Genomic DNA, 22477 nt, shown 5'->3' with positions numbered 1-22477 from the left:
CGTCTATGAATGGTCGTCACCCGATGGTGAAAATAGGGAGCGAGTCCGACAGCAAGGCCACTCTGCAGTTACAGCGGCGCGACGAGGTCCTCGAGCGCGGCTTTCGGGTCGTCGGCCTTGGCGACGCCGCTGGCGAGGAGTACGCCTTCCGAACCGAGGTCGGCCGCGGCGGTGACGTCGTCGCCGGTGCTGATGCCGGCGCCACAGAGCACCGGGACGTCGGGGTCGACGTTCGCGGCGGCCGCAACGGCGTCCTCGACGACGTCCGGGTCGGCCTGGCTCACGGGCGTGCCCGTGCCGATGAGTGCCGGCGGCTCGACGGCGACGGCGTCGGGGCCGAGCGCCGTGACCGCGCCGATCTGGGCCGGATTGTTCGCACAGACGACGGTCTCGAGCCCGGCCCGTTCGGCCGCCCGGACCGAGCCGTCTATGTCGGCCAGTTTGAGCCGGTTCTCGGAGTGGTTGACCAGCGTGCCGACGGCACCCGCGTCGGCGACTGTCTCCGCGAGCACGTGGCCGGTGTTGCTGCCGTGATCGATCGGGTCGACGTGCTGGGCCCACGTCTCTGCGCCAGTCTCGGCGACGCGCGCTATGTGGGCCGCCTGGGCCGCCACGGCGACGCGGGCGGTCGTCGTCTCGTTCACGTCGCGGGCGGCCTCCGCGACGGCCACTGGATCGCACGGATACGTCTTCAGGTTGACGAGGACGAACATACTCGAGAGGGGTTTCGCCCGTGGGAAATAGTTTCCGAGTTCCAGAACGACCGACGGATGCAACGATGACCAGTGAACCGGCATAACGGTCCATAGAGGTGGCCGACGACGCCACCCGCCGTCTGCACAGGGCTCGTCGGCGAATTGACTAAAACCATCAACATTTAACTCGGTGGTCGAATCAAACCATATTTAGTTTCTTCTCCAGGTAGTGGAGGCGAGATAATTCTGAACCACTGTTTATCCCAGTTACCAACACCCCCATAATAATCCCCAGCGTACGTGAAACCGGTGGGGAACGCCTCTGTGGGCAACCATCCTTGCCGCCTCGCCATCATCGGCAAGGAGTCACAGTATCAACCTGTGCACCTGTGACGATGTGGATTGCTTCTCCCCACGCTTCAGCGTTCATCTCGCTCCATCGAGATGCTCACTGTACCCATGTTTTTTTATCGACAGTCGACGTCGGATGTCCCCCTCGAGCAGTGTGGTGTGTCCCACACATTCGCCTCGCTGGCGGACTACTACAGGGTGTATGCCGAAGCGCGGCCCATGCTCCCCACAAATACTTTAGGGCGGGCAGGCCGTACCTCGACTCATGTACGTGCGGGACGCGAAAAACAGGGAGGAAGTCTGGCTGCTCGACCAGATCGAGGCGATGGGGCTCGACGACACGGCGTTCCGCTCGCGCGACTACGTCCTCGCCATCGACGAGGAATCCGGCGCGAAAGCCGGCTTCGGCCGCATCCGGATCCACAAGGTCGACGACGGCGAGGACGTCTGCGAGCTGACGAGCATCGGCGTCCTCGAGGAGTGGCGCGGCCAGGGCGTCGGCGCCCACGTGATCGAGCGACTGCTCGAGTACGCCGGCGACGAGGGGTTCGACGAAGTGTACGCGCTCACGAGCGAGGCGGCCTACCTCGCTCAGTTCGGCTTCCGGGGGCTCGACGAGTCCCAGCTCCCGGCACCGCTCGAGCAGCGGCTCACCGAAAAGCGAGCGCAGACCGATCCGGACGCCGTCCCGGTCCGAATCGACCGTCGACGGTTCCGGATGCCCGACCGGCTTCGCGAGTCGTTCAAGCGGGCGACCGAACGCCACGACGACGGCGGGGAAGACGACGCGACCGCCGAAGACTTCGGCATCGATCCCGAGACGGCGACGTACAAGTACGACACCGGTCGCTAGGGTGGCGAGTGTTCGATCAGCGACGGCTCGAATAGCGTCGGTTCCGCCGTCGTCGATAGTCCACCGCGTGCTCGATCAGTGACTCTCGCTCGTGGGTGAGAACGACCGATCGAACGGCTCGCGAGTGTCCGGCCCATCGCCTCGAGTCACGTCACCGCCCCCGAGTTTACATACTGAAAGGCGACCAGACCAGTCGATGGTCGTCCCTGCCGTCGAGTTCGTCGTGGACGCCCCGCTGACGGCGCAGGTGGTCGCCTGGGCGCTGGCGGGAGCCGTCCTCGGCTCGATCAGCGGGTTGATCCCCGGCCTACACGCGAACAACTTCGCGCTGTTGCTCGCCGGGGTGGCCCCGTCCGTTCCCGGTCCGCCGCTGCTGGTCGGCATTGCCATGCTCTCGGCGGGCGTCGTCCACACCTTCGTCAACGCGATCCCTGCCATGGCGCTTGGCGTCCCCGACGCCGAGATGGCCGTCACCGCCCTCCCCGGACACAGACTGGTACTCGAGGGACGCGGCTACGAGGCCATCCGGCTCTCGGCGGTCGGGAGCCTGCTGGCCGTACTCGTCGCCGTCCCCCTCGCCGTGCCGATCACGTGGGCCGTGACGGCCGCCTACCCGACGATCCGGTCGAACCTCCCGCTCGTGCTCGCACTCGTGGTGGCCGGGCTGGTCGTCTCGGAATACACCTGGCGGGCCCGACTCGCCGGCCTCGTCTCGTTCGCCCTCGCCGCTGCGCTGGGGGCGTTAACGCTCGACCTCTCGCCGGACGCGCCGCTCGAGGCGGGCGGGATGCTCGCGCCGATCTTCGCGGGGCTGTTCGGCGCGCCGGTGTTGATCGACGCGATCCGCGGCGGTGGCGTTCCGCCACAGGGCGACGACGCGATCCGGATGCCGAGTGCACTCGTCGGCGCGACCGCGCTCGCAGGGGCAATCGCCGGCGCCATCGTCGGCTACATCCCGGGTATCTCGGCGGCCATCGCAGCCGTCGCCGTTCTCCTGCTGGTTCCGGGCGGAACCGGCGACCGGGGCTACATCGTCGCCACGAGCGGCGTCGACACGGCGAACACGATATTCGCGCTGTTCGCGCTCGCAGCCATCGGCCAACCGCGGACGGGCGTGATGGTCGCCTTCGAGAACGCGAACGCGCCGCTACATCTCCCGGTGCTGATCGCCGGAGTGGTGCTCGCCGGCACCCTCGGATTCGTCCTCGTGATCGTCGTCGGCGACGCCTACCTCGAGTTCGTCGGCCGGGTCTCCTACTGGCGCATCTCGGCGACGGTGCTGGGGCTCCTGTTCGTGCTCTCGTATCTGTTCACCGGGCTCGTCGGCGTCGTCGTCTTCGTCGTCGCGGCGGCGATCGGGATGGTTCCGGTCAGGTACCGCGCTCGACGGGTTCATCTGATGGGCGTCTTGATCGGACCGTTGATGATCGGCCTCTGACGGCGGTCACCGGGAACCCGACCAGACTCGCCGCGTGAGCCGCGCGGCGAACCGCCGGGAGAGGAGTTTCGAGAGGTGGTAGCGGACCCGATCGCGCCGACCGGGGACGACGATCCGGCTGCCGGCCATCGCCCCCTCGTAGCCCGCCTTCGCGACCGTCTCGGCCTCGAGCAGGTCGCCGCCCGCGACCGCGGAGCGTTCCATCCCACCCCGGCGCATGAAGCCCGTGTCGGTCTCGCCCGGACAGAGCGCCGTCACCGTCACTCTCTCCCCGGCGAGTTCCTCAGCCAGCGCCAGCGAGAACGAGAGTACGTACGCCTTCGTCGCGCCGTAAACGGCCGCCGTCGGCGTCGGCACGGTGCCGGCGATCGACGCGACGTTGAGGATTCGACCGCGGCCGCGATCGCACATGTCGTCCAGGAACTGATCGGTCAGCGCCGTCAGCGCCTCGACGTTGAGCCGGATCATCGCCCGCTCGTCCGCCCAGTCCGTTTCCGCGAACGGACCGTAGACGGGGACGCCGGCGTTGTTGACCAGCGTGTCGACCGCACGTCCCGTCTCGTCGACCCGGCCGGCGACTCGAGCTGACGCGTCCGGCTCGGTCAGATCGAGCGCGACAGTCGCCACGACAGTTCCGGGTTCGGATCCGAGGTCGCGCTCGAGTCGGGCCAGCCCGGCCTCGTCACGGTCGACGGCGATCACGTCGTGGCCGTGTCGGGCGAACTGCCGGCTCAACTCGCGGCCGATGCCGCCGGCGGCGCCGGTCACGAGCGCGACGCCGAGCCGTTCTGGCCGACTCGAGTCTACGGATCGGTCGGTCATGGCTGGTGGTGTGCGGCGGAGCGACGTAGGTCTTCCCAAATGACTATCACTTCGGGGTGCAGAGCGTCGCTCGAGCGGCTCGAACGGCAGGCGCGAGACCTCGAGGATGCGCGTCGATACAATTGGCTCGGGCCGGAGTGTGGAAAGACAACGGTTAAAAGCGACCGGGCGGAACGTGGAGGTATGAGTACGACGGACCAGCGAGAGACGCGCTCCTGTGTCTCTTGTGGGATCAACATCGCGGGAACGAACGCTGCCGCGTTCAAGTGTCCCGACTGCGGGAAACAGATCTACCGCTGTGCGAAGTGCCGCAAACAGAGCAACCTTTACGAGTGCCCCGACTGCGGGTTCACGGGTCCGTAACCATGGGAAAAGTCGCCGCCAAAATCAAGGTCATGCCGAACAGCCCAGACGTCGACCTCGACGCGCTCGAGGAGCAACTCGGTGAGAGCCTCCCCGAGGGCGCGAAGATCAACGGCGTCGAACGTGAGGAGGTCGCCTTCGGCCTCGTCGCGCTCTACCCGACCGTCATCGTCCCCGACGGCTCCGGTGGAACCGAGGCCGTCGAGGAGACGTTCTCGGCAGTCGACGAGGTCGAGAGCGTCTCCGTCGAGAACGTCGGCCGCATCTAACGAAGACGCGCGCTGCGACGCACCGGCGTCGAAGCCGACACCCCAATTTTACCGTCCGGACGCCGTCGACCGCTGCGTTGCTCGACGGCGTCCGACGCGACACACTGACCGTCTGCGCGCCAGCGGCGGCTCAGACGCACTCCTCAGTCGCCCTGCCGCCCGGCGCCGTGATCGACGGCCTCGAGGTACTGTTCGATCAGGTCGGGAAACTCTCGGCCGCGGATGTAGCGCAGGCCGAAGTCCTCGGTCCAGCCGATGATCCCCCAGTCCTCGGTGACGACGCCGGCGTCCAGCTCGCGGGCCAGGATGAGCAGGTCGAAGTCCTCCCGGGAGTCGAGGACGCCGGTGCGCATCGCCGTGCGATACTTCTCACGCAAGTCGGCGACGACGGCGTCGACTTCGGTCTTGTACTCGTGGCCCTCGAGTGGCTCGTCCGCCGCCGTCTCGGCGCGTCGAACGGCCTCCTCGGAGACGCGCAGGCCGCGGTTGACGCGCTCGCTCATCTCGTCGACGAAGCTGTAGACGACGTTCGCCGGGATCGAGATCTCGTATCGGTCGGGGTGTTTGCGAACCACCCAGGTGTTGAGTTTGCGGTACACCTCGTCGTCGACGTCCCGGTCGTCGAGCATCGAGGTGAGTTCGTCGTGGATCGTCGGCGGCATGTAACAGGAGATACCGAGGTGCAGCCGTGCCTGGGCGATCAGCTCGAGCAACCGCAGGTTCGCCTCCTCGAGCGACTCGCCGTCCTGGCGGATCTCCTCGGTGATGAACAGCGAGGTGTCGAGTACGAACCGCTGTCTGAACGGTTGGGCGGACATAGCGAGACGTTGGAAGCGGAGCGGGAAATAAGTGGCCGACGCGTCTGACTGGCGGCGAGCATCTATTACGCCAGCACCTGTAGCCACGACCCACTGATGACGGGCACGGACTACCACCGGCTGCTCGGGATGGGCGAAGAGGCGTTCGAGAACCTCGAGGACCACCTCGAGCGACGCGAGTACGAGGGACGCGAGTACCGTCACGTTCCCGACTACCGGCGGGGCGTCGAGCGCGGGACGGCGTTGATCGCCGACACCGTCGTCCGAGGCTTCCCGAAGGTGCCCCGGACGCTCGTTCTCGCCGAGGGCGTCCCGAACCACTTCGATGATCGGGTCGTCGTCGTCGAGGAGAAGTTAAACGGCTACAACGTCCGCGTCGCCGAGATCGAGGGCGAGCGCCTCGCGTTCTCCCGAAGCGGGCAGATCTGTCCGTTCACGACGCGCTACCTCGAGCGGCTGGTCGACCTCGAACCGCTGTTCGAGGACCACCCCGAGGCGATGGTCTGTGGCGAGATGATCGGTCCGGAGAATCCCTACACGGCCCACGACTATCCCGGCGTCGACTCCCTCGAGTTCCGGGCGTTCGACTGGCGGGATCGGGTGTCGGGTGAGTCACTGCCGGTCGACGAGCGTCGGGAACGGTACGAGTCGTTCGACGTCCCCCAGACCCGGCTGCTCGGCGAGTACGATGTCGAAGACGCCGCCGAGGAGGTCCGCCGGATCGTCCGCGAACTCGACGAGGAGGGCCGGGAGGGCGTGATCATGAAGTCGCCCGACGTCTCGACGCAGCTGAAGTACACCACCTCGGCGGCCAACCAGGGCGACCTCGCGTACGCGTTCACACTGCCGTTCGACTACGGCCAGCCGTTCATGTTCCGGCGGCTCATCCGCGAGGCGTTCCAGACGGTCGAGTGGGACGAGGGGGACGACGAGGCCAAAGCCCGGGCCCACGAACTGGGCGAGGCGATCTTGCTGTCGATGCGTGACACCATCCAGACGATCGACGAGGGCGGACGCGTCGACGAGGAACACACCGTCCGGGCCCACCCCGAAACGGTCGACGCCTTACTCGAGCACCTCCGCGGTCAGGGGCTGACGGTCGACGTCGAGGACGACCGCCGGGAGGGCGACGATCGCGTCGTCACGTTCGTCAAACGGGTGCAGTCGACGAACGACAAGACGCGCAACTACCTCGAGGGCCACATCGTGAAGGAGTGATACTGACGGTTGTAACTGGTTACCGGTGATCGCACCACCGTCACGGCGATCACCGGGAAGAGACTACAACCATCGTTATGAGCGCGACCGCTGTCCCGGTTAGCGGTTCAGCAGGCCGGCCGGGAGCCACTTCTGGACGCCGGGGCCGAACGCCGCGACCATGTGGGCGTCGTTGTCGGTGAACGCGTCGGTGGCGATTAGCGAGGCACAGTAGACGGTGAGGACGACGATCGGGAGGACGAAGACGATCAGCGTATCGGAGTTGACGAAGAGGACGACCGGGAGCCCCGCGATGGTCGCCGGGAGTCCCGAGAAGACGATCTTGCCGAAGTCGCGGGTGAACGGGTGGACGCGGTCGAGGTAGTACAGCTCGACGAGCGTCATCGCGCCGACGAGGACGAGCGCGGTCGCCGAGCCGATCGCGGCGCCCTCGATGCCGTAGATCGGAATCAGGACGATCGAGACGACGAAGTTCGCCCCAAACAGCACTAACGTGTTGACGAAGACGATTCGCGCGTAGCCCATCCCCTGGAGCAGCGTCCCGTCGGGACCGCCGAAGGTGACGTTGAACAGGAACGCCGCACAGAGGAGGGCGACGACGGCGCTCGCCTCGGCGTACTGGGGCGTGTAGAGCACGGCGAGGTACGAACTCGCCCCGAGTGCGAGCGTGATAGCGATGGGCAGTGTGAAGCCGGCGATCCAGCGGGCAGCGACGCGAAAGCGTTCCTGGACGAGGGCGGTGTCGTCGCGCGTCTCGGCGATGAGCGGCTTGAAGACGGGGGCGAGCGAGCTGAAGATGATCATCAGCGCCGAGCCGAGCATGTAGCCGACCCGGTAGATGCCGACGTCGTCGGAGTCGAGGTAGAAGCCGAGCAGGAAGTAATCGACGTGTCCCATCAGGACGTAGACGACGCTCGTCATCGCCAGCGGCACCGAGTATCGCACGAGCGGGCCGGGGGCGACGAACTCAACTTTTGCGGAGACGATCTGCCAGGCCTTGTAGGTGAAGACGACCGCGCCGACGGTGATCGCGACCAGCAGGCCAACGAGGTAGCCACCGATCAGTCCGAGCAACCCGAAGCCGCCGAGCAGCAGTCCGGCGGTGACGATGAAGCGGACGATCGGTCGGACCAGGTCGCGCATAATGACCCGGTACTGGAGCTTCTTGATGCTGTAGTAAGAGGTGAGCAAGACGTTATAGATCGCCAGCATCGGGATAGTGACGCTCAGCAGCAGGAGGGCGATCCCGAGCGAGGGCTCCTGGAAGAACTCGCCGATCGTCGAGGCGCTCACTGCCAGTGCGACCGCGATCAGCGACGAGGTGACGAGGACGGTGCCCGTCACCTGGACGATCACGCCCTTGGCCTTGCCGTTCTCGCCGTCGTCGAGGTACTGGGGGACGAAGTAGTCGATCGCGAGCGGGAGACCGAGATTCGCGAACACCTGCATGAAGAGGATGACCGACGTCGCCAGCACGAACAGGCCGTAGACGGAGGGGCTGACGAAGCGGGTCATCAGCATGACGATAGCGAAGCCGAAGACGCCGTTGGCGACGTTCCCGACGAAGGTGATACTCCCCTGTTTCGCGAGGACAGAGACGCCTTCGTCGTGGTCGGTCATAGGTGGGACAACCCTCGAGGCGACCGACCGACCGGCGGCTGATCGCAGCGGGAAAGCACAGCCGCCGTGTGCGAATACGCGTCCATACGTCGGTTCCTCTCGACTGCCATCCGTCAGTTCCGCTCCGGGGAGGTCCGCTCACACACCCGTCGCTGGCTCGAGTTCGTAGTCGTCGACCGCGGCTGCATCCTCCCCGAAGCGTGGGTACTCGATCTCGAACGTCCACTCCTCACCCGAGGTCACGTCCTCGACGCGTTCGATGACGGTATCGAGTTCCTCGCCTTCGTCGTCGAGAAACGTCGCGCTGATCTCGACGTAGCTCAGTTCCCGGTCGCCGACGTTCTCGACGACGCCCCAGACGTAGACGCGCTCGTCTTCGGTCCCCGGATTGTCTCGGCCGAGGTCGGCGTACACGATCTCGAGGTCGCCCGGATCGGTGATCTCCTCGCCGTTCTCCTCGAAGTACTCGAGACAACCCGAGCCCGCAGTCACGGCGGCGGCGGCGAGGAACGCGCGGCGGTGCATACTCTACAGAGCGTTTGAACGGACGAGGCTTGAGCCTTCGGGCACGTACCGCTCTCTGTCGCCGTGGCGGATGCCGGTCGGCTCGAGGGCTGACGTCCGTCTCGACTCCCGGGCCCATCGTCTGGGTGATTCGGAGAATGCGTCATCTACTTTTCGCCTCACGAATCGGCCGAATTCCGGGACGTTCGTCCTCGACGGACGGTTCAACCCGATGAACCGAATCGCAAGCCTTTTTCACCACTGGAGAATACCACCAGGTTGTATGAGCGACTTCGACCAGTTCAGCGACGTCGGTGAAGCGGACGTAACGCGCGCGATCGGCCAGGAGTGGACCGAGGAGTTCATGGACTTTTCGGACAGCGACGTCATTATCGTCGGTGGCGGCCCCTCGGGGCTCATGGCAGCGAAAGAACTCGCCGCCCGCGGCGTGAAGACGATGGTCGTCGAGAAGAACAACTACTTAGGCGGCGGCTTCTGGCTCGGCGGCTTCCTGATGAACAAGGTGACGGTTCGCTCGCCGGCCGAACAGGTACTCGAGGAACTCGAGGTCTCTTATAAGCAGTCCCAGGACAGCGAGGGGCTGTACGTCGCCAACGGGCCCGAGGCCTGTTCGGGGCTGATCAAGGCCGCCTGCGACGCGGGCGCGAAGATGCAGAACATGACCGAGTTCACGGACATCGTCATCCGCGAGGACCACCGCGTCTCGGGCATCGTGATGAACTGGACGCCCGTCCACGCCCTGCCGCGTGAGATCACCTGCGTCGATCCGATCGCCGTCGAGGCCGACCTCGTGATCGACGCCACCGGTCACGACGCGATGGCGATCACCAAACTCGACGAGCGCGGCGTGCTGAACGCGCCCGGCGTCCAGGACGCCCGCGAGCGCGGCCAGGTGATGGACCAGACCGGCTCCGAACAGTACGGCGCCCCCGGCCACGACTCCCCCGGCCACGACTCGATGTGGGTCGGCAAATCCGAGGACGCCGTCGTCGAACACACCGGCCTCGTCCACGATGGCCTCATCGCCACCGGGATGGCCGTTGCCACCGCCTACGGCCTGCCGCGGATGGGCCCAACCTTCGGCGCCATGCTCGTCTCCGGCAAGCGCGCCGCCCAGGTCGCCCTCGACGAACTCGAGGTCGACGCCGACCCCGTCGAGCTGACGAGTCGCGCGACGCCGGCGGACGACTGACGAGCGAGGACGAATTTCCCGTCCCAACACACACCCATGGTCGACCGAGTCACCCTCTACCGGGCACCCACCACTGTCGCCGACGTCGACGCGATCGCCGACTGGCTCCGCGATCGGATCGACGCGACCGTTTCCGTGCGCGATCGGTTTCTCGAGGTCCACCGCACCGACGACCTCGCAGAGCGGTTCGCGAAGGCGCGAGTCCTCTCGCCGTACGATCCCCGGACGGGGAACACGATGCTCGGCACGATCCGGTACGAAGAACGCGCCCTCGAGTACCCCGAGCGCGAGGGCGGCGTGCTCTACGATGGGGTGGCGGTCCAGCGGGCGTTGAACGCGGCGGTTCCCGACGAGGAACTCGGCCTCGAGCACGCCCACGTCGCCGTCCTCGACCGGGCGATCGGCACCTGGGGCGACCACGACGGGCGGTGGCACAAACGGGTGACCGTCCTCGGCCAGCCCGCGATCGTCTCCGTCCCCGGGCTGTACGAGGCACCAGCGAAGCCGGAGGCGTACTACAAGGCGAAGCAGAAACACGCACTGCTGTCGGGGGACGCACCGCCCCGGGAGGTGCTCGAGAATCAGGTCGAGGGCGAGTTCCTGATCGAGGACGACCCCAGGACGACCGACGCGTTGATGGGATACGTCCTCCAGGCGGTCCACTACCTCGAGACGGGCGAGGCGTTCTGTGACGACGAGCGGTGCCGGCTGTTCAACGCCCACTACCACGAGGACCTGATCGAGGCCCAGTTGTGCGACCCCGCGTTCTGTGAGCGACACGCCGGCACGTACGGCCGAGGGTGAGCGACGAGCAGCCCTTTTTGTCCGTCGTGTTCAATGGGTAGGCATGTACGACTCGGTCCTCGTGGCCACGGACGGGAGTGACGACGCGTCGGTCGCCGTTACCCACGCGATCGAACTGGCACGCCGACTCGAGGTCCCGCTGCACGCCGTCGCGGTCGTCGAAACCCGGACGGCCTACGACAACGCGATCGTCGACCCCGAAGAGGTAGAGCGCCGGCTTCGGGACGAGGCGGAGACGACGCTCGAGGAACTCGAGGCGCGGGCCGCGGACGCCGACGTTGCGGTCGAAACGGCAGTCCGTGAGGGCGTCCCACACGAAGAGATTCTCACGTACGCGGACGAACACGGCGTAGACACCATCGTCGTCGGCGCGTGCGGGCGCTCGTCGTTCAGGCGAGCCCTGCTCGGCAGTACGGTCGACGCGATCGTTCGGCTCTCCTCCGTCCCCGTGGTGGTGGTCGGCGAGGACGACGATCGCAGCCCGGCACCGGAATTGTATAGTAGCCACTGAAAGTCATTGCACACCTGCTCGCGATCAAGCGGCCAGAACTGGCAGCGTAAGCCAGTTCTGGCCGCCCCACTGCGAGCAGTGTGTAACCCGTTTCAGTTGTTACTATAGCCGTAGACCGAACCTTTAGGTCGCTCCTCGAACCATACCGAGCCATGACACTACTCGTTCCGTTCGACGGCTCTGAGCTGTCGACGGCAGCGCTCGAGAAGGCGACCCGGTACAGCGACCTCACCGACGAGGACGTGGTGGTGCTGTCGGTCGTACCGGACGACGACGAGTACGCCCGTGAACGGGGCTGGATCGACGCGACCGAGGGGTTCGATCCGGACGTGGTCTGCAGGAAGTTGCGTGGGGCGGCCGAACGCATCGCGCCCGACGCCGACGTTCGCCACAAACTCGTCGACTCCGACGAGCCGACGGCGACGCCGACGACGAACGTCGTCCGGGCGATACGCGACGTGGCGGCCGACCTCGACGCGTCGGTCGTCTTCGTCGGTTCTGAGAACGTCGGCTCGGTGACGACGCCACTGTCGAGCGTCGGTGGGCCCGTCGCGGCAGCCAACCAGGGCTACGACGTGTACGTGGTTCGCCACGCCGAGTGACGCACCCGAACGCGACGGCTCTCACCGTAGCTCGGTACTCGCTTTCCGTCTCGAACGTTCGTCGGGTTCGTCGTCGATGAACTCCTCCCGTGCGGTTTCGAGTCGCCGGGTGAACGAGTCGACTTCCTCCCGCGACACGCACCGCACGTCTTCCCACGGGACCGCCTCGAGCAACTCGACGACATCGGCGAGCAGCACCGCCGGTCGCGCCGAAGCCGGAGAAACCACCTGCCACTCGCTCGAAGCGACGTCGGCTGTCGCCGAGACACGTGGGCGTGAACGGGCGAGCCCGTCAGCCTCGAGTTGCTTCAACGACCGGTAGACGGTCGACGTCGAGAACTCCGTTTCGTCGACGAGTTCCGGTCCCGTCCGGGGGCCACCGGACGATCGAAGTGCGAGCCAGACGGCGACGCGCGGGTCGTCGACGTCGACGAGCGCGTCCGGCAGCGCACACGACGTGTTAATCGATGACATTGTCGTCTGCTACCAGTCAGAGTGGCAATCAGATAAGAATCGGGGATCCGGTGAACGGTGCTCCGGCGTTCGGAGCCCCTCGATCGGTATCGACCGAGAGATCGGTTGGCTCGCCGGGGCTGTCCCGAGTCAGGACACGCACGCCTCGCGATGCTCGAGTTCGATCGTCGCTCTGCCGGTCACACCTTTGAATATTCAATGTCGAACGTGTCGAACGCAATCATCTCGGAGACCACCACCTCCATAGCCGCCGACCGACGGTTTCTGACCCGGAAACTGTGGGGGCTTTTATATCACCTGTCCGTACAAACTGTCGAATGACCGACGATGAGGACGAAGCCGTGCTCGAGCTCCTCGAGGACGAGTACGCGAGATCGATCCTCATCGAGGCCAGCATCGAACCGATGTCCGTCGACACGCTCACCGAGCGCTGTGGCGCCTCGCCGCCGACGATCTACCGGCGGATCGAACAACTCGAGGAACACGAGTTCGTCCAGTCCTACCAGGAGCTCGATCCGGACGGCCATCACTACAAAACCTACAGTACCCGCCTCGAGCGCGTGGCGATCGAGGTGGGTGACGGCGAGATGGAGATCGACGTCTACCGCCGCGAGGAAGACCCCGCAGACCGGTTCACCCGGCTGTTCGAGGACCTCTGACCATGATCGCCATCCCACTCGAGGCGGCGACGGGCGGCTCACAGAGCGCCGCCGCGCTCGTCTTCGTCGGCCGGACGATCGCGTTCGCCATCGCCTGCTGGATCGCCTGGCGGACCTACCGCGGCTACGAGCGGGTCCGGGCACCGGCGCTGCTCTGGCTCGCGCTCGGGATCGCCCTGCTGGCCGCCGTCCCGACGATGGTTCGGTTCCTGATCCCGACAATCACCGACGTGACCCCGCTGACGACGACCCTCCTCGCGACGAGCAGCGAGATCGCGGGCCTGCTCGCGATCCTCTATGCGGTGTACGGACGACCATGACCGACGAACACGACCCCCGACCCCGACTCGCCCGCCCGGTTCGACGGCTCGCCGTCGGTCGAAGCCGCTCGAGCGACGGGAGGCGACGCCGGCCGGCCGACGAGAGCCGGCGCCAGTCGATCGACGCGAATCAGCACTGGCCGATCGACGAGGATCGACGCCGGTCGATCGACGCCCGGGGGTGGGCGGCGTGACGGGCAGCCTCGTCGGCGCGCTCTCGCTCGCGCCGGCGACGACCGTCTTCGGGCTGGACGAGGCGACGACGACGTTCCTCCTCGGGCTGGCGAGCGCGCTGCTCGGCGCGTTCGTCGCGTGGACAGCCTACCGGGGCTACGTCCGAAACGACAGCCGACCGATGCTGTTTCTCGCCGTCGGCGTCGTCTTTCTCACCACGATCCCGTTCGTCCTCGCACACGTGATCGACCAGCTGACGGCGGCGACCGACGCGACGGTGTTGCTCGTGATCACCGTCTGTCACCTGGTCGGGCTCGTCGCCGTCGTCACCTCGCTCAGGAGGCCCGACCGAGCATGACCACCGACCGACCACGCCCGCCGTTCGCCGGCCGGTTTGTACATCGGCAGCCTCGTCGCCGATCCGGTGAGGACCAACACCATGATAACACAGCACGTCGTCAGCTCGTCACGACCGGCTACGATCGGTCGGGTTTCGACATTGGCGGCCCGCCCCCCGCGGGTCGCCGGGGGGAACGATGAACGCTGCTGAGGTCACGTCCGAACTGGAACGGGGTGGTCGCTGGTTCGTCGGCGTCGCCGCCCGTCGACAGACGTACTACAACCTGCTCTATCTCCTGTTGACGTTCCCGCTCGGGGTCGCCTACTTTACGTTCCTGGTGACCGGCTTCGTCACCTCCGGCGTGCTGATCATCCTGCTCGTAGGTATCCCGATGCTGCTCGTCGTCCTCTTTCTCGTGAACGAGCTGTCGGCCGCCGAGCGAGGGCTCGCCGCCGTCCTCCTCGACGTCGACATCCCGGCGTCAGAACCGCCTCGAGACCTCCGCGAGCGAGCCTGGCGGCTGGTCTTCAGCCCCGGCACGTGGCTGGGCGTCGTCTACCTGTTCAGCAAGTTCGTCATCGGCGTCGTGACGTTCGTCCTCCTCGTCTTCGGGCTCACGTTCACCTACGCGCTGGTGACCGCGCCGTTTCACTATCAGGATGCCACGGTCGGCATCTACCTCGCCGGGCCGATCGAATTCGTCCCCGAGTTCGTCTACCAGCACGACGGCTGGACCATCGACGTCGTCTCCCCGGTGACGATCTCGATCGCCGAGGGCGAACTCGTCTCGGTGTACGCCGACTCGCTGGCCGCCGCACTGGTCATCTCCGGGATCGGCGTCGTCGTCGGCCTCGGCATCCTCCACCTGTTCAACGGCCTCGCGTGGCTCTACGGGAAGTACACCGAGGTGATGCTCAGCCGGACGCAGCCCTCGATCTTCACCGAGCTTCAGGAACCGTAAGAGTGCGGCGACTCGAGCACGGGATCACGATACCGTCGTCTGACGGCCTCGCTCGAGCACAGGCTCGGCCGTGGCATTTCCGATCGTGCCACCGGCGCGATCGGACCGGAATATTGGACGAATTTTGGACGGAGTTCGGAAAATAGTCAAACACCATCGAGATCGCTTCTCGAATGGTGGGTGGGACACGCTCCTCACCAGTTTACCCCGGTTGATCGGTGATCGGGGAACGATCAAACAGAAATCACATCACCTATGGAACAAGACGAACTCGACGCCTCGACGGCGAACCCGAGCAGTAACTCCGTTCTCTCACTCGCTGCTGTCCGAGACGGCGATCCCCATCCCGTTAGACGGCCCCCCCCCTGTCCAAGCCGAATTGCGGATGAATTTTGGAATAAGTTCGGAAAATCCTAAAGCCACTTTCGCGAGTCGAACGAACCGAGGTACCGACGAGTCAACCGCGATGCCCTCCAGTCGATCCGTTCGCGGTCCCCGGTCGGCGACAGGGCGTCGAATCATCAGTCAGCCGAACTATCGATACTAATGCGAGAGAACCGCTTCGACCCGACGCGAGTCGCGCACCGAGACGAACGAACACCCAGTACGGCCCGCCGGCGATTCCTGGCGGCAGTCGGTGGAACGGCAGCTATCGCGCTGGCCGGCTGTGCGGATAACGGCGACCCGGACGACGACGGCGAAGAGCCGGACGACGATCACGACGACGACGATCACGACGACGAACTCGAGACCGTCGACCCGGCGATCGTGGTTCCGGGCGTCGTCGAAGACGGCGAACCCGTGTACGGCGAGTACCTCACGTTCAGGGATTACGCGAGCGTGAAACACGCCGTCTACATCTCCGGGGCCGTCGCCCGGGACAGCGAGTTCGGCCACGAGAACTACCGTCCCGAACTCGCCGAGGACTTCATGCGCGAGCGAGGTGAGGCGTGGCTCGAGCTCGTCGAAACGATCGAGCACACCTTCTGGGACGACGGCGCGATCTCACCCCAGCTCACCGCCGAGGGCGACGAGTGGTACCCCGACGGCGATCCGGCCCTCCCCGACTATCCCCTCGGCGGCTACGCCTGGCACATGCACCATCGCGGTGGGCGCTTTTCCGAGCACGGCGACCTCGAGGATCGGATCTACTTCGAGCCGGCCGATTACGTCTCCTCGTTCACCCGGCACGTCCTCAACGAGCACTACGAGGACGGCGAGTTCCACCACGCCGACGGAACGGTCGACCAACGAAGCATGGCTCACGGCCTCGGTGCCATCCACTCGGCGTCGTACGCGTGGGTGCGGTGGAACGGCGACAACGACGACATGGCACTCGCCGACGAGGACGTCCTCGCGACCTACCTCGAGTACGACACCGACGACCTGGTGGACGTGATGCGCGAGATCAAGCCGATCCTCGACGACCACTGGGACGACGACGTCGGGATGTACGACTTCGGTGACGGGACGACGTACCACGTCAACTGCGTGGCCGGCCTGTTGCTCGGTCACAAGGCGATGTACGAGGTGCTGTACCAGTTCGGCGGCGACGACGAGGACGCCGAGGAGCTGGCCGATCGGACCGCCCGGATGGTCGCCCCGCTGCTCGGCGAGGACGTCGGGATGCCCTGTGGACTGCCCGAACTGGTCGAGTACACCGCCGACGGCGTCGAGCCCGCATCCGACACCGCCGACGTCGGTGCGACCTGGGAGTTCATCACGCACGTCACGGCGGGCTGGTCGCTCCCCCGCGAACGCGAGGGCGAGAACTCTCCGCAGTTCCTCACCGAGAACCATCCGGACGTGCTCGAGTCGATCACCGAATTCGCCGACTGGCAGATGGAGATGGGGCTCCTCGAGGGCGCACAGCTCGACGACGACGGCTACCCGGTCGCCGAACTCGCCTACGGCGAGGGCGAGATCACCGACGACAGCCACACGGCCTACGCCGTCGGGATGTTCGTCACCGGCCTCGGGATCAACTACCGCGCGGGCGACCTCGTCGAACGCGCCCGCGACTGGGACGACGCCGACGACGAACTCCTCGAGCGCAGCGAGGAGTTCCACGACCGCTACGTGGAGCTCTCTGAGTACGTCTTCGACTACTTCGTCCAGCACTGAGACGCGGCGTCACTCGCCGCTCGTGTTCTACCCCAGATCACTCGTCTCGCTCGAGCAGCCGCTCCCGGAGCACGAGCAGGGCGGGGAGGAAGACGACGCTCGAGACGAACGCGTACACGACGACGAGCGCGGTGATGAACCCGAATCGCTGGAGCGACGGAACGAGCGTCAGCGTGAGCGTGGCGAAGCCGATCGCGGTCGTCGCCACGCTCGCGAGCAACGCGCCACCGGTGCCGACGACGGTTCGCTCGAGCGCCTCCTCGAGCGCTGCGGTCCGTCGTTCCTGTCGGTACCGTTCACAGACGTGGACGGCGTAGTCGACGCCGAGGCCGATCCCGACGCCGGTGATGATGGCGGTCTCGGCGTTGTACGGAATCGAGAGCGCCGTCATGGTTCCGACGGTCCAGGCGAGCGCGGCGAGGACGGGGACGACGGTGATCGGTCCGTCCGTCCACGAACCGTGGCGGACGCGAAAGAGGACCGTCAGCAGCGTCGCGATGACGACGAACGCCACCAGGAAGGTCCCGAACACCGTCTCCACGATGGCCCGGTCCCGGGTCGCCTCGAGGATCGGGTCGCCGGTGGCGGTCGCGGAGACGCCGGGCGACGCCGAAATGCGCTCGGCGACGAGCGGGAGTTCCGCCGGGGCCCGGTCTGCATCGTCGACGGCGATCGTCACCAGCACCGACTCGTACTCGCCGGCTTCGGTCCGGGAGACGACGGCCCCCATCGCGTCGGGATCGACGTCGTAGGCGACGTCGTACACGCCCTCGATCTCGGTGTCGGGGAGTCCGTCGCCGGTCGTGTCGGCCGCCTCGAGCGCGTCGGCGACGGTTTCATTTTCGGCGGCGAGTTCCTCGAGCGCGTCGACGGGGCCGTACACCGGCGGCCGCCCGTCGGCCGGCGTCGCGAGAGTGAGCCGGTCGTCGAGCTGGCGTTCGGCCTCGTCGATCGCCTCGAGCGTCTCGGGATCGGTGACGTTCCCCTCGATCAGGATCTCAGCCTGCGGGTCGTCGGGTCCGTCGAACCGCGTCTCGAGGAGCGTCGCCTGGGCGCTGAGCGCGTGGTCGCTCGGCTGGATCGCGTCGGGCAGCGATGCCATCCACGCGGGCTGTTCGCCGGGCAGGAAGTCCTCCCGTTCGGTCGCGGTGTCGACGTGGGTGAACCCGTAGGCACCCCCGAGCGTGAGCAGGAGTGCGACGACGACGACCGCGATGGGAGCACGCCTCGCGAGGATCGCCGTCCGCCCCAACGGCCGCTCGAGGGCGGGTCGCCGGCCGAGCGGTCGGAGCCGCCGGTTTCTGTGGGCCTCGAGCTCGAGTGTGAGCGCCGGGAGCAAGGAGCCGAAGACGACCAGCGCGGCGACCATCCCGACCGCGCTCACCACGGCGAACTCTCGGAGGAGCCCGATCGGACTGCCCAGCCCCGAGAGAAAGCCCACGACGGTCGTCACCGTCGTGATCCCGATCGCCGCGATCACGCTCCCGAGCCCGACTCGCATCGCCGACTCGTGGCTGCCGGTCGCTCGTTCTTCCCGATAGCGCGTGAGCACGTGGAACGCGTGGTCGACGCCGAGCCCGACGAGCAGGCAGGGAACGGCCACGAGTAACTGGGTGACGGGGAGTCCCATCCAGCCGATCGCACCCCCGGTCCAGACGAGGACGAGTGCGACCCCGACGAGCACGAGCAGGACGTCGACTGCGTCCCGGTAGGTCGCGGCGAGCACGGCGACGACCGCGAACAGCGCGAGCGGCCCCACCAGCGCGAAGCTCTCGCCGGTCGCCTGCGCCCCGCGGTCGAACGCGAGCGCCTGGCCGAAGACGAACGCCTCGGTCGTCTCGATTCGCTCGTCGACCACGTCGTCGATCGCTCGCTGGGCCTCGAGCAACTCCTCCTCGTCGACGTCCGGGTCATGAACGACGACCACGAGCCGCGCGTCGGCCGACCGCTCCTCGGGATCGACGTCGGTCGGTAACAGCGTCGTCGTGTTCGGCTGCCCGTCGGGGACGAACTCGTCGGCCGCGAACGCCAGCTCGAGGTCGCGCTCGAGTTGCTCCGGTGATCGGTCCTCGAGCGTCTCGATCTTTTCGCCGATCGCGTTCCCGTCGGCAGTCGCCAGTCGCAGGTTCGCGGCCAGCGCCATCGCGTTGCCGACCCCGGCGGTCGACCGGTCGTCGGCCAGCGTCGCGTCGACGGTTTCGTTCGCCCGGAGCTCGCGCTGTACCTCCATCGTCTCGAGGATCGACTCGTGGGCGAGCGTCTCCTCGCCGTGGACGACGACGAGCGTCGTCGGGTGGTCGTCTCGTTCGAACGTCTCCTCGACGGTCTCCATGGCCCGGGCCGCTTCTGACTCGACGTCGAACTCGGTCACCTCGAGCCCGTCGAGGGAGGCGAGTCCGCTTCCGAGCACGGCGGTGACGAGCAACAGACCGACGATGACGAGTCGGCGGTGGCTGACGAGCGTCGCGGCGTACCGGTCGGCGAGGTCGTCTGGTCGCGTCATCGGTCAGGTTCTCGAGGGGGACACAGCGCAAGCCGACGTACTGCTACAGCAACGGCCGATTCGAACGTCACTCGCTGTGGGGGGTCGACGCGATTCCGACACGAGCTACCGTTCGTAGATCGGCCGTCGCTCGACGGACTCGACGGTCGCCAGCCGACGAACGTTCTGGACGATCTCGGTGAGGTTCTGGCTCTGTTGCTCAGCGGCGACGGCGACCGTCTGGGTCTCACTCGAGATCTGATCCGCGCTCGTCGCGGCTCCCTCGACCGTTCGGTTGATCGCTTCGGCGCTGGTCGCCTGCTCGGTCACCGCGTTCGCGACGATGTCGACGCCGTTCGAGACGTCTTCGACGACGTCGTGAATCGTCCTGAAGTCGGTTACCGCCTCGTCGATCCGGTCGGTGCTCTGGGAAAGCCGGCTCACCGTCTCGTCGACGGCCTCGACCGTCTCGTCGGTCGTGCGTTTCATCTCCTCGATCTCGGCTTCGATCCGGTCGAGGTCCCCCTGGGCCTGTGCGGCGAACGACTGGACCTCCTTCGCGATCACCTGGAGCGTCTCACCCGCGTTCTCACCCCTGGTCGCCTCGACGGAAGCGTTCGTGCCGAGCACCTTCGTCCGTTCTGCGAGCTGGTCGATCCGGTCGACAACCTCGTCGATGGCACCCATCTGCGACTCGAGGCGGTCGACGGCGTCCGTGGTCTCCACGGCGGCGTCCTCGACCGCGGTGAGTTCCTCGAGCGCCGACTCGGCCTGTTCGACGCCGTCGTTCGCCAGCGATGCCGCCTCGCCACCCGCCTCCTGCACCGCCTCGGCGGCCGTCGCGACCGCCTCGACGTTCGCGCTCAACGACTCGACCTCGGCGGCGATCTCGTCCATGTCCTGTGCCTGGCTCACGACGTGATCGTTGATCTCCTGGGCGCTCTCGGCCGTCGCCTGCGAGGCGCTCTGGAGGTCCTCGATCGGCTGGCGAACGTCCTGCTGGACCCGAGACGCGAGCTCCCGCCGCTGGTCGACTTCCCGGTCGATTTTCCGCGTATAGCTCTCGAAGTACGTGTCCGCGGCGATCTGCATGTCGAGGTTCATGATCTTCAGCACCGAGAGGACGTCCGCCATTCCGTCGTGAATCGCCGTCCTGACGGCTCGCTCGAGCGACTCGTCGAGGCCGTCGGTTTCTGAACCCCCGTCTCCGCCACCGAAGAGCTGTCCGACGAACCCGCGCGACCCTCGCCCACCGTCCAGCTCCTCGTCGAGCCACGTCTCGATGGCGTCGACGGTGAGTTGCTGGACGCGCTCGTCGAGCGTCGAGAGGATCAGGTCGTAGTAGACGCCGTACTGGCCGACGTAGTACTTCATCGGCATATCGAGCAGTTCGTGGAGCTTCCCGATTCGCGCCCGGTTGCGGAAGTACGTCTCGCCGTACTCGCCGGTCGCCAGCGAGACGAGGTAGGCCCGCTGGCTCTGTTTCAACGGCTCGATCCCCTTCGGCGACCGACCCATGATCTCGAGCGGGCCGTCGTAGCTCGTCAGGTTCTCGTAAAACCGCTCGGCGATCTCGTCCTGATGGTCGCGAAGCAACGGCTCGAGGTCGGTGAGTCGGCGCTCGTCCTCGTCGTCGAAGCCGATGAACGCCTTGCGAAACTCGAGTTCAGCCTCATCGACGCCGATCGACTCGAGGAGCGCGTCGGGATCGACGTGCTCGTTCAGTCCTCCCTGACCGAAGACGGCCATCGGGTCAGTTTCACCCATCGCAGCTCACCTCGGCAGTGGTGAATCGACGACGCGAACCGAACGGTCGGCGAGTAGTCGTTCGGCCGGCCAAAACGGAGTGCAGTATGATCGCGGCGGTCGTGGTGGATTGGAACGGGGTTCGCATGAACGATCGATGTCCCGTAGTCGACTTCATGCTTTTCCGGACTCTTTCCAAAATTCGTCCAAAGTGAGTCCAGATTCCTCTCTCTGGAAGTGCTATTGGCCCCCGTGGCACTAGTAGTCTCGGTTTCCTATAGAAAGTTAACAGAACCCAAACGGCTTCAGGGGGTGAGACCGGGTGTCTCGAGGCGGTTCACCGCCAGGTGATCCGTGTGAGGAAAATCAGTGCTGCCGTCTGTAGGCCACACAGGAGCGTGATGCTGAGCTGGAAGTCGAGTCCCCCCCGCCCGAACCACCTGATGAACTGGGCGTCGAACAGGTAGAGGTAGAGCCAGAGGGCGTTCTGAACGAGCAGAAAGCCGGCGAAGACGAGTAACCCGAGCGTGTGACTCGCGCCGTGGCGCCGGTAGTTTCCACCCCACACGTACGTGAGCATGAGCAGTAACACGATGTTGACACCGGCCGCGAGACGTGCAACTTCGAGTAACACGCTCATTGTCTCACCTCTTTACCCCCACTACGTATATGCGCTGTCCAAAATTCGTCCCAATTCATTGTTCCTCCGGACTGACGGTGTCGAGGATCTCCTCGACGGTTTCCCAGTTGCTTCGTACCTGGTCGGTGAACAGATAGACGGCACCGTAGCCGTCTCCACCCTTCTGTACGACGTTGTTCTCCATCAACACATCAAGGTGGTGGCGGACCGTCGTGTAATCGAGGTCCAACTCCTCTGAGAGCTGGTTCGCATTGCGCGGTCGTTCCTGGAGCACGCGAAGAATCCGAGTCCTCGTCTCACCACCCCGGGAACTGGCGAGCAAATACCAGAGCACACCATCCATCTATCACCACCTACGAAAGTCCATCTTTGACGACACTACTCGCGCCCCCCGTTGTAAATCATGCGTTTCAAGGGTGTATTCAACTTGGCGATGAGACAGCAACCTGATATTCGACGATCGGGTCCAGAGCCCG

Annotated in this window: 25 protein-coding genes; 15 read left to right on the top strand and 10 right to left on the bottom strand. The window is 66.0% G+C overall.

Annotation, left to right across the window (positions count from 1 at the left end; all coding sequences use genetic code 11):
• Window positions 1-68 precede the first annotated feature (68 nt).
• On the bottom strand, window positions 69-713 hold the full coding sequence (gene tpiA / locus NMQ09_RS11530) for a triose-phosphate isomerase (RefSeq protein WP_255190729.1): 645 nt from the start codon (window positions 711-713) through the stop codon (window positions 69-71).
• Window positions 714-1311: 598 nt separating this feature from the next.
• Here tpiA and NMQ09_RS11525 point away from each other — a divergent pair.
• Window positions 1312-1899, top strand: a complete 588-nt coding sequence (locus tag NMQ09_RS11525) for a GNAT family N-acetyltransferase (RefSeq protein ID WP_255190728.1) — start codon at window positions 1312-1314, stop codon at window positions 1897-1899.
• A gap of 196 nt (window positions 1900-2095) precedes the next feature.
• Window positions 2096-3337: a tripartite tricarboxylate transporter permease gene (locus NMQ09_RS11520; RefSeq protein WP_255190727.1), complete on the top strand. Its 1242-nt coding sequence runs from the start codon at window positions 2096-2098 to the stop codon at window positions 3335-3337.
• A gap of 6 nt (window positions 3338-3343) precedes the next feature.
• Here the strand turns inward: NMQ09_RS11520 and NMQ09_RS11515 are convergent, their stop codons facing one another.
• Window positions 3344-4159, bottom strand: a complete 816-nt coding sequence (locus NMQ09_RS11515) for an SDR family NAD(P)-dependent oxidoreductase (protein WP_255190726.1) — start codon at window positions 4157-4159, stop codon at window positions 3344-3346.
• Window positions 4160-4342: 183 nt separating this feature from the next.
• On the opposite strand from NMQ09_RS11515, the gene NMQ09_RS11510 reads away from it, so the two are divergent.
• Together NMQ09_RS11510 and NMQ09_RS11505 are read left to right on the top strand one after the other, a co-directional pair.
• The gene (locus NMQ09_RS11510) at window positions 4343-4522 is read left to right on the top strand and encodes an HVO_2753 family zinc finger protein (RefSeq protein ID WP_255190725.1); all 180 of its coding nucleotides are present in this window, start codon (window positions 4343-4345) and stop codon (window positions 4520-4522) included.
• A gap of 2 nt (window positions 4523-4524) precedes the next feature.
• Window positions 4525-4791, top strand: a complete 267-nt coding sequence (locus tag NMQ09_RS11505) for an elongation factor 1-beta (protein WP_255190724.1) — start codon at window positions 4525-4527, stop codon at window positions 4789-4791.
• A 143-nt stretch (window positions 4792-4934) separates the two neighbouring features.
• Here the strand turns inward: NMQ09_RS11505 and NMQ09_RS11500 are convergent, their stop codons facing one another.
• A complete protein-coding gene (locus NMQ09_RS11500; protein ID WP_255190723.1) occupies window positions 4935-5609 on the bottom strand; it encodes an RNA ligase partner protein in 675 nt (224 codons plus the stop codon).
• 96 nt (window positions 5610-5705) lie between these two features.
• Between NMQ09_RS11500 and NMQ09_RS11495 the strand changes: the two genes are divergently transcribed.
• Entirely contained in the window at window positions 5706-6827 is a 1122-nt protein-coding gene (locus NMQ09_RS11495) for an RNA ligase (RefSeq protein ID WP_255190722.1), read from the top strand.
• Between the two features lie 99 nt (window positions 6828-6926).
• On the opposite strand, the gene NMQ09_RS11490 is transcribed toward NMQ09_RS11495, so the two are convergent.
• Together NMQ09_RS11490 and NMQ09_RS11485 are read right to left on the bottom strand one after the other, a co-directional pair.
• A complete protein-coding gene (locus NMQ09_RS11490; protein WP_255190721.1) occupies window positions 6927-8447 on the bottom strand; it encodes a flippase in 1521 nt (506 codons plus the stop codon).
• A 138-nt stretch (window positions 8448-8585) separates the two neighbouring features.
• Window positions 8586-8972 (bottom strand): FxLYD domain-containing protein, encoded by a 387-nt coding sequence (locus tag NMQ09_RS11485; RefSeq protein ID WP_255190720.1) that lies wholly within the window; start codon window positions 8970-8972, stop codon window positions 8586-8588.
• Between the two features lie 262 nt (window positions 8973-9234).
• Here NMQ09_RS11485 and NMQ09_RS11480 point away from each other — a divergent pair, with 262 nt between their 5' ends.
• The 4 genes from NMQ09_RS11480 to NMQ09_RS11465 all read left to right on the top strand — a co-directional run bounded on the left by NMQ09_RS11480 (window position 9235) and on the right by NMQ09_RS11465 (window position 12081).
• Window positions 9235-10164: a sulfide-dependent adenosine diphosphate thiazole synthase gene (locus NMQ09_RS11480; RefSeq protein WP_255190719.1), complete on the top strand. Its 930-nt coding sequence runs from the start codon at window positions 9235-9237 to the stop codon at window positions 10162-10164.
• A gap of 36 nt (window positions 10165-10200) precedes the next feature.
• Window positions 10201-10968 carry a DUF7001 family protein gene (locus NMQ09_RS11475; protein WP_255190718.1) on the top strand — a complete coding sequence of 256 codons (768 nt, stop codon included), beginning with the start codon at window positions 10201-10203 and terminating at the stop codon, window positions 10966-10968.
• A 43-nt stretch (window positions 10969-11011) separates the two neighbouring features.
• Window positions 11012-11479: a universal stress protein gene (locus NMQ09_RS11470; RefSeq protein WP_255190717.1), complete on the top strand. Its 468-nt coding sequence runs from the start codon at window positions 11012-11014 to the stop codon at window positions 11477-11479.
• 152 nt (window positions 11480-11631) lie between these two features.
• Window positions 11632-12081, top strand: coding sequence for a universal stress protein (locus tag NMQ09_RS11465; RefSeq protein WP_255190716.1), 450 nt, complete (start codon window positions 11632-11634; stop codon window positions 12079-12081).
• A 21-nt stretch (window positions 12082-12102) separates the two neighbouring features.
• On the opposite strand, the gene NMQ09_RS11460 is transcribed toward NMQ09_RS11465, so the two are convergent.
• A complete protein-coding gene (locus tag NMQ09_RS11460) occupies window positions 12103-12555 on the bottom strand; it encodes an ArsR family transcriptional regulator (RefSeq protein ID WP_255190715.1) in 453 nt (150 codons plus the stop codon).
• Between the two features lie 317 nt (window positions 12556-12872).
• On the opposite strand from NMQ09_RS11460, the gene NMQ09_RS11455 reads away from it, so the two are divergent.
• The 6 genes from NMQ09_RS11455 to NMQ09_RS11430 all read left to right on the top strand — a co-directional run bounded on the left by NMQ09_RS11455 (window position 12873) and on the right by NMQ09_RS11430 (window position 17133).
• Entirely contained in the window at window positions 12873-13214 is a 342-nt protein-coding gene (locus NMQ09_RS11455) for a winged helix-turn-helix domain-containing protein (RefSeq protein WP_255190714.1), read from the top strand.
• Window positions 13215-13216: 2 nt separating this feature from the next.
• Window positions 13217-13534 (top strand): DUF7521 family protein, encoded by a 318-nt coding sequence (locus NMQ09_RS11450; protein WP_255190713.1) that lies wholly within the window; start codon window positions 13217-13219, stop codon window positions 13532-13534.
• Complete coding sequence (locus tag NMQ09_RS11445; protein ID WP_255190712.1) at window positions 13531-13728, top strand: hypothetical protein; 198 nt, start codon at window positions 13531-13533, stop codon at window positions 13726-13728. Before NMQ09_RS11450 ends, NMQ09_RS11445 begins: the two co-directional genes overlap by 4 nt.
• A complete protein-coding gene (locus tag NMQ09_RS11440) occupies window positions 13725-14066 on the top strand; it encodes a DUF7521 family protein (protein WP_255190711.1) in 342 nt (113 codons plus the stop codon). Before NMQ09_RS11445 ends, NMQ09_RS11440 begins: the two co-directional genes overlap by 4 nt.
• Window positions 14067-14244: 178 nt before the next feature.
• A complete protein-coding gene (locus tag NMQ09_RS11435; RefSeq protein WP_255190710.1) occupies window positions 14245-15009 on the top strand; it encodes a sensor domain-containing protein in 765 nt (254 codons plus the stop codon).
• A gap of 546 nt (window positions 15010-15555) precedes the next feature.
• Window positions 15556-17133, top strand: a complete 1578-nt coding sequence (locus tag NMQ09_RS11430) for a hypothetical protein (protein WP_255190709.1) — start codon at window positions 15556-15558, stop codon at window positions 17131-17133.
• Between the two features lie 37 nt (window positions 17134-17170).
• On the opposite strand, the gene NMQ09_RS11425 is transcribed toward NMQ09_RS11430, so the two are convergent.
• The 4 genes from NMQ09_RS11425 to NMQ09_RS11410 all read right to left on the bottom strand — a co-directional run bounded on the left by NMQ09_RS11425 (window position 17171) and on the right by NMQ09_RS11410 (window position 22344).
• A complete protein-coding gene (locus NMQ09_RS11425) occupies window positions 17171-19636 on the bottom strand; it encodes an efflux RND transporter permease subunit (protein ID WP_255190708.1) in 2466 nt (821 codons plus the stop codon).
• Between the two features lie 105 nt (window positions 19637-19741).
• Complete coding sequence (locus NMQ09_RS11420) at window positions 19742-21382, bottom strand: globin-coupled sensor protein (RefSeq protein ID WP_255190707.1); 1641 nt, start codon at window positions 21380-21382, stop codon at window positions 19742-19744.
• Window positions 21383-21698: 316 nt separating this feature from the next.
• The gene (locus tag NMQ09_RS11415) at window positions 21699-22001 is read right to left on the bottom strand and encodes a DUF8036 family membrane protein (RefSeq protein ID WP_255190706.1); all 303 of its coding nucleotides are present in this window, start codon (window positions 21999-22001) and stop codon (window positions 21699-21701) included.
• A gap of 55 nt (window positions 22002-22056) precedes the next feature.
• Window positions 22057-22344 carry a winged helix-turn-helix domain-containing protein gene (locus NMQ09_RS11410; RefSeq protein ID WP_255190705.1) on the bottom strand — a complete coding sequence of 96 codons (288 nt, stop codon included), beginning with the start codon at window positions 22342-22344 and terminating at the stop codon, window positions 22057-22059.
• Window positions 22345-22477: the final 133 nt, after the last annotated feature.

It is taken from the genome of Natronobeatus ordinarius (assembly GCF_024362485.1).
In the GTDB taxonomy this organism is placed as follows: domain Archaea; phylum Halobacteriota; class Halobacteria; order Halobacteriales; family Natrialbaceae; genus Natronobeatus; species Natronobeatus ordinarius.
Note: the sequence above shows the minus strand (reverse complement) of the source record. Positions and strands in the feature narration are given on the sequence as shown.